The following is a 6,813-nucleotide window of genomic DNA, read 5'->3' as shown; positions in this document are numbered from 1 at the left end:
CCCGCCTCATGCTCGGCGAGGATCCCGATGATCTGCTCGTCCGTGAATCTTGTTCGCTTCATTGTCCGTCCTCAAATTGGGTCGGACTCTAATCGACAGTGGAGGAAAAATCCCGTGGCAGGTCACAGCGGCAAAACTCAATCCAAGGAGTTGTTCCGTTCAAATCGACAAGGTTTCAAGTCGCATAGCCAAATGGTTGGACATACATGGCACGGACGATAGGGCACGGTTTGTCTATCACTCATGGTTTGTAGCAGCAGCCAAGTTCGATCGCCATAAATGTTCCGCCTATGTTGCAAAAATCGAGGTACCTCTAACCAAATGGTTGCACTCCCATGGTTCCGAGCGAAACGCTGGCTTTATTTATGAGTCTTGGCTCTATGCAGTGGCGAAACTTGAGAGGGAAGACCGCGATAGCCATATGGCATTAATGTCCACGACATTGAAGCGGTGGTTTAACGAAAACGGCGCGCAATACGGCGCGCAAAAGGTCGCAAGAGCTTGGGTCCGTGCAGGTGGCTCACCGAATGCTATCAGCGAGAGACAAACCTCGGTAAGCAGGCGCCATGATTGAGTTTCCAAGGGGAGGACTCAATTAGATGGTTTGGGCGAACGATAGACGCTCTCGACGGGATTAATTACAGATATGACAGATCACAGACCGGCAAAACGAGGTTGGACGGAAATCGGCTCTGGACCGTGGGCCCACCTCAGCTGATATTTTTATCAGATGCCAAGTGAAGTTGCGCGTTTTGCCAAACGAAGTTGCGCGCTACAACTTGCGCGCTACACTACACAATAAGAGGGCAAGCGGGGCATTCTAGAGCAGGTGAATGCGCTCTAAGATATTGGAAAACCTGCGAGATTGGCTGGGGAACCTGGATTCGAACCAGGACTAACAGAGTCAGAGTCTGCGGGTCTACCGTTAACCTATTCCCCAATGCCGGGTTCGTTGAACAACCCGATTGAATGGCGCCTGCGAGAGGTGACGTCCATTCAAGGCGCGCGGAGGCGAAGCTCCGACGGTGACGGGGATATACATCCAATACGGTCCGGGATGCAACAGCGCAATCGAACTTTTTTAAAGGTGGTCTAAACGCCTGATTTTCAGCGTAGAAAATTAGCCCCGTCAGAAATGCGATCTGCCGCTATGCGGCCCAAGCACAACCTGTTACTGTTGGCCCAACGATACAAATCAGCGCGTTGACGGCATGCTTGGCTAACGTCGACTGCGCCTCGAAAGGCTAAGACGTGACAGATTCAGGTCAGGAACCGCCCGAAACCGGGCAAGGTTCCCCTGAAACGTCCGCAGTTTCTTCGGCCCGTGGAAAACGGGCCGCGTCCAGACGTCGCCGGAAGCGCGGCGGTGGTGCATCCAAGGCCCCGCAGGGGCAACCGGCGCCACAGGTCCCTTCACAGATTGAAGGGGCCGCCGGTAACAGCGGGGCAGGGCGCGCAGAAGGCGGACCGACAGGTGGACACCCGAAGGGCCAGGGGCACGGCGACCAGCGTGCGACCGGCTCGGCGGCGCGCAAGCGACGGCGCAAACGCGGGGCGCAGGTGAATCGTCCGCAGGAAAATGCGCAGCAAGCAACCTTACAGTCAGATACTCAGAATCGGGGCACTTCCTCTGCCGCCGATAGCACGGCGCACGGCGGAGAGCGGATGCCGTCATCAGCCGCGAGTCACCAGATTGCTGATCCTCAAAAGGCGCTCGCAGAGTCAGGCTCAAGCGAGCAACCGAAACGTCGAAAGCGGCGCCGGGGCGGCAAGCGGTCCGTCTTCACACGTGCAGACGTGGGCCTTCGTGACAGCACTCCCGCCACTGTGCCTCTAGGTAGATCCCACCTAGACGATAGAGTCGCCGATAAAGTCGAGGATAGTATCGCTCCAGGCCTCGGGCCACAGCCTCATGTTGAGGAGTTGCCTGAGCCGACGCGGGCAAGAGCGCCCGCCGGGGCGGAAGCTCATAAAAACGGGCGCGGGCCCAGAGTTCACCGCAGAGCCTCTGATCAGGGGGAGCAGACCCTCTATGCCGCACTTGATCTTGGCACCAACAATTGCCGATTGTTGATCGCCCGGCCGGAAGAACGCGGCTTTCGGGTGGTCGATGCCTATTCCCGGATCGTCCGGCTTGGCGAAGGCGTGGGCGCCAACAAGCGTCTTGGCGATGCGGCCATGGAGCGCGCGATCGATGCCTTGGCCAATTGCCATCGCAAGCTCGCCGAGCGCGGCGTTCTTCGCTCGCGCTTGATTGCGACTGAGGCGTGCCGCGCGGCGGAAAATGGAGATGAATTTATCGCCCGGGTGCAAAAGGAGACCGGTCTTGCGCTTGAGGTGGTCAACCGGGAAACGGAGGCACGCCTCGCGGTCGCTGGCTGCGTTTCTCTGGTCGACCAACAGGCTGATGGTGTCATCTTGTTCGATATTGGCGGTGGATCGTCGGAAATCGTCTGGCTCGACCTGCGCAATCGCTGCGGCGCGCGCGGCTTTGCTTTGACCCGTTTCATCCGGTCCTGGACATCGCTTCCGGTCGGCGTCGTGAACCTTGCAGAGCGCCATGGCGGCGTCGATGTCACCCATGAGGTTTTCGAGGCCATGGTTGCGGATGCGGCAGGGCACCTTGAAGATTTCAACCTCGGCGACGATCTGACTCATGCAATTGCCACCGGTAAGGTCCATATGCTTGGTACGTCGGGGACTGTGACGACGCTCGCCGGTGTGCACCTGGGTCTCAAGCGCTATGATCGGCGCCGTGTGGACGGTGCCTGGCTTGAGGACGATCAGGTCGGTGCAATGATTGATCGATTGAGGGAAATGCCTTACGAGGAGCGGGTCGAAAACCCCTGCATCGGCGCGGACCGCGCGGATCTCGTGCTCGCAGGCTGTGCGATCCTCGAGGCAATTCGGCGGCGCTGGAGCTGCTCGCGGCTGAGAGTTGCGGACCGGGGACTTCGCGAAGGTATTCTTACAGAACTGATGGCTGCAGATGGCGTGTGGTCAAGAAAAACACACGGCCGTCGGAACGGACGCCAAAGAGGCAGAAAATGACACGCAGGAGCAAGGGAACCGGAGATCGCGGGCTGAAAGTGCGGGTGAAAACCGCTGCAGGCCGAAGGGAATCTTCGACACGTTGGCTGCACCGCCAGCTGAACGACCCCTATGTACGCCGGGCGAAGGCCGACGGCTACCGCTCCCGCGCAGCCTACAAGCTTCTCGAGATTGACGAGAAGCACAACATTCTGAAGCCGGGATATCGCGTCGTTGACCTCGGAGCTGCGCCAGGTGGCTGGTGCCAGGTGGCTGCTGCAAAGGTTCAGTCTTCGGTTGACGCGCCCAAGGTTGTCGGGATCGACTACCTTGAAATGGATCATGTGCGCGGTGCGATCTTTCTCCAAAAGGACTTTCTGGATGACGATGCTCCAGATGCCTTGATGGAAGCGCTCGGCGGACACCGGCCGGATGTCGTACTGTCCGATATGGCAGCGCCGACAACGGGTCACCGGCAGACGGATCACTTGCGCACGACCCACCTGTTTGAGGTCGCTATCGATTTTGCACAGCGCAATCTCGTGCCGGGCGGAACGTTCCTCGCCAAGGTTTTTCGAGGCGGAACGGAAAGTGCGCTGCTCAATGATCTGAAACGTGACTTCAAGTCGGTTGCACATGTGAAGCCGCCCGCGAGCCGCAAGGAAAGTCCGGAGCTTTATGTGATCGCCAAGGGCTTTCGTGGGTCCGACCAGGACAGAGAGTGATCAGGTTCAGGCCGCGCTGAGCACTTAAACGGCTGCAAATTTGGTTTTTCAAGCAGACAGGCTTTCCATCCTGTCACCTGCATGTTATTGACCCGCGCCAACTTCTCCGGCATTGCCGAAGCGACTCGACGGATGCAAGACAGCCAAGGTCTTGCGTCCCTCTTATGCATTTTTTCAAGGGGAATTGGCCATGGCTTCATTCTTTGTTCCATCGACCGGCGCCGAAGCGCTGACCTTCGATGACGTCCTGCTGATCCCCGGTCACTCCGAGGTTATGCCGGCGCAGACAGACCTGCGGTCTCGCGTCACCCGCGATCTCGAACTCAATTTGCCGATCATCTCGTCTGCGATGGACACCGTGACTGAGGGCCGCCTGGCGATTGCCATGGCTCAGGCCGGCGGCATTGGCGTCATTCATCGGAACCTGTCGCTCGATCGTCAGGCCGAAGAAGTCCGTATGGTCAAGAAATTCGAGTCCGGCATGGTGGTCAATCCGCTCGTCATCGGGCCGGACGCGACGCTGAAAGATGCGTTGGACCTCATGGGACGCTTTGGCATATCTGGCGTTCCAGTCGTTGAAAATGGCGGCGTCGGTGGCCAGATCACGGGCCGCCTTGTTGGCATCCTGACCAACCGCGATGTCCGCTTTGCGTCAAACCCCGCTCAGCTTGTTTCCGAGCTGATGACCCGGGAAGGCCTCATCACGGTCAGCGACGGCGTCAGCCAGGAAGAGGCAAAGCGGCTTCTGCATCAGCACCGGATCGAAAAACTTCTGGTCACGGATAAGGATCATAACTGTATCGGTCTGATCACCGTCAAGGATATGGAAAAGGCCAAGCTCAATCCCAACGCGTCCAAGGATGCTCAGGGTCGCTTGCTTGTTGCCGCCGCAACAAGCGTCGGCGAGGAAGGCATGGACCGTGCAGAGCGCTTGATTGATGCCGGTGTCGACATGGTCGTCGTCGACACGGCACATGGTCATTCTGCGCGTGTCCTTGACATGGTCAGCAAGGTGAAGGCGCTTTCGAATTCGGTTCAGGTTCTTGCCGGAAACGTTGCAACCGCTGAAGCCACCAAGGCGCTGATCGATTCAGGCGCCGATGGCGTCAAGGTCGGTATCGGTCCAGGTTCCATTTGCACCACCCGCATCGTCGCCGGCGTTGGTGTGCCGCAGCTCACCGCGATCATGGAAGCGGTGAACGAAGCCGACAAGCACAATGTGCCCGTGATGGCTGACGGTGGCATCAAGTATTCCGGCGACCTGGCCAAGGCCATTGCAGCCGGCGCGTCCTCGGTCATGGTCGGATCATTGCTGGCAGGCACCGAGGAAAGTCCCGGCGAGGTCTATCTTCACCAGGGCCGCTCCTATAAGTCCTACCGGGGTATGGGATCTGTCGGAGCTATGGCGCGAGGATCTGCCGACCGGTATTTCCAGGCGGAAGTCCGTGACAGCCTGAAACTCGTGCCGGAAGGTATCGAGGGCCAGGTGCCCTACAAGGGATCTTTGTCCAGCGTCTTGCATCAGCTTGCTGGCGGACTGAGAGCTGCCATGGGGTATGTTGGCGGAAAGACGATTGCCGATTATCAGGAAAAAGCTCGGTTCGTGCGGATTTCAGGCGCAGGTCTGCGCGAAAGTCACGCGCATGATGTGACCATCACGCGCGAAAGCCCGAATTACCCGTCTAGCCTTTAAAGAAATTGGCCCGGCCTGCGCGCGTTGCAGGCCGGCGCTTTGGAGTTCAGTCCATGAAAGATGGCGGCCGTCTGTCTGCTGCAATTGAAGTTCTTTCCGAGGTGTTCGATCGCCATCGGCCAGTGCAGCTTGCTCTTCGCGATTGGGGTGCGTCCCATCGCTTTGCCGGATCTGGCGACCGTACGGTCATCGGTAATTTGGTCTTTGATGCACTTCGGCACAAGGCGAGCATCGGTGCCCGTGTCGGCAGCCGCGATCCGCGTCTGCTGGTTCTGGCAACCTATGTGCTGACTTGGGGAAACGGTCTTGAACGTCTGCAGACGGTCCTTTCCGAAGATCATCATACACCTGATGCCTTGAGCGAAGCGGAAGAATCCGCGCTCAAAGCTGACGTTTCCGATGAAATACTTCCACATGACGCAGCCGATGTGCCCGAATGGCTCTGGCGCTCTTTTGAAAAGCAATTCGGTGAAGAGGCAGTGGTCGAGGGCAGGGCGCTCGCGCAAAGAGCTCCAATCGATTTGCGCGTCAATACCTTGAAATCCGACCGCGAAAAATTGCACAAGCGCTTGGCGCATGCAGGTGCCGAGGCGACCACCATCACACCGACAGCTCTTAGAATTGCGCCAAAGCCGGGGGCAGGCCGCATGCCGCATGTCCAGGCTGAGGAGGGCTATCGCAAAGGCTGGTTCGAATTGCAGGACGAGGCCAGCCAGATCGCGGCAGCGCTTGCGGGAGCGAAACCCGGCGAACAGGTTCTCGACCTGTGCGCCGGCGGCGGCGGCAAGACCCTCGCGCTGGCAGCTGCCATGGAGAACAAAGGGCAGATCTACGCCTATGACGCTGATCGCCTTCGTCTGGCGCCGATCCATGAGCGCCTTCAACGCTCCGGGGTTCGCAATGTCCAGGTCAAAGATCCGGCGAGCTCAGATCTCGAGGCGCTGAAAGGGCAGATGGATCTCGTGTTCATCGATGCGCCCTGTACGGGCACAGGCGTCTGGCGTCGTCGTCCGGACTCCAAGTGGAAGCTGACGGAAAAAGCCCTTGAAGACCGTCTGATAGAGCAGCGCAAGGTTCTCGAAAACGCGCGCATGTTCGTCAAGCCAGGCGGCCGGATAGCCTATGCAACTTGCTCGCTTCTGCCGGAAGAAAACGCCGATCAGGTCACGCGTTTTTTGGCAGAAAATGAGGATTTCAAGCTGGTTCCGGTTGTCGACGACTGGGCGAGGATGTTCGGCCCGGATCATCTGCCGACCTATATTTCCGATCGGGGCGAACTGACGCTTACGCCAGCATCGACGGACACCGACGGTTTCTTCTTCGCGCTTCTGAAACGAGAGTCATAAGTCCAGCAAACAGTCCCGG

4 protein-coding genes and 1 tRNA gene are annotated in these 6,813 nt (G+C 58.5%); 4 read left to right on the top strand and 1 reads right to left on the bottom strand.

What is annotated here, in order from left to right:
- Positions 1–866 precede the first annotated feature (866 nt).
- Positions 867–940: transfer RNA gene (locus IG617_RS06990), tRNA-Gln, on the bottom strand.
- A 725-nt stretch (positions 941–1,665) separates the two neighbouring features.
- Here IG617_RS06990 and IG617_RS06985 point away from each other — a divergent pair.
- The 4 genes from IG617_RS06985 to IG617_RS06970 all read left to right on the top strand — a co-directional run bounded on the left by IG617_RS06985 (position 1,666) and on the right by IG617_RS06970 (position 6,794).
- A complete protein-coding gene (locus IG617_RS06985) occupies positions 1,666–3,051 on the top strand; it encodes a Ppx/GppA phosphatase family protein (RefSeq protein WP_209008299.1) in 1,386 nt (461 codons plus the stop codon).
- Positions 3,048–3,755, top strand: a complete 708-nt coding sequence (locus IG617_RS06980; RefSeq protein ID WP_192108473.1) for an RlmE family RNA methyltransferase — start codon at positions 3,048–3,050, stop codon at positions 3,753–3,755. The genes IG617_RS06985 and IG617_RS06980 overlap by 4 nt, the downstream gene beginning before the upstream one ends.
- Positions 3,756–3,945: 190 nt before the next feature.
- Positions 3,946–5,448 (top strand): IMP dehydrogenase, encoded by a 1,503-nt coding sequence (gene guaB / locus IG617_RS06975; RefSeq protein WP_192108472.1) that lies wholly within the window; start codon positions 3,946–3,948, stop codon positions 5,446–5,448.
- Between the two features lie 53 nt (positions 5,449–5,501).
- Complete coding sequence (locus tag IG617_RS06970) at positions 5,502–6,794, top strand: RsmB/NOP family class I SAM-dependent RNA methyltransferase (protein WP_192108471.1); 1,293 nt, start codon at positions 5,502–5,504, stop codon at positions 6,792–6,794.
- Positions 6,795–6,813 lie beyond the last annotated feature (19 nt).

The sequence above is a fragment of the Roseibium polysiphoniae genome (assembly GCF_014842925.1).
Lineage (GTDB): Bacteria > Pseudomonadota > Alphaproteobacteria > Rhizobiales > Stappiaceae > Roseibium > Roseibium polysiphoniae.
Note: the sequence above shows the minus strand (reverse complement) of the source record. Positions and strands in the feature narration are given on the sequence as shown.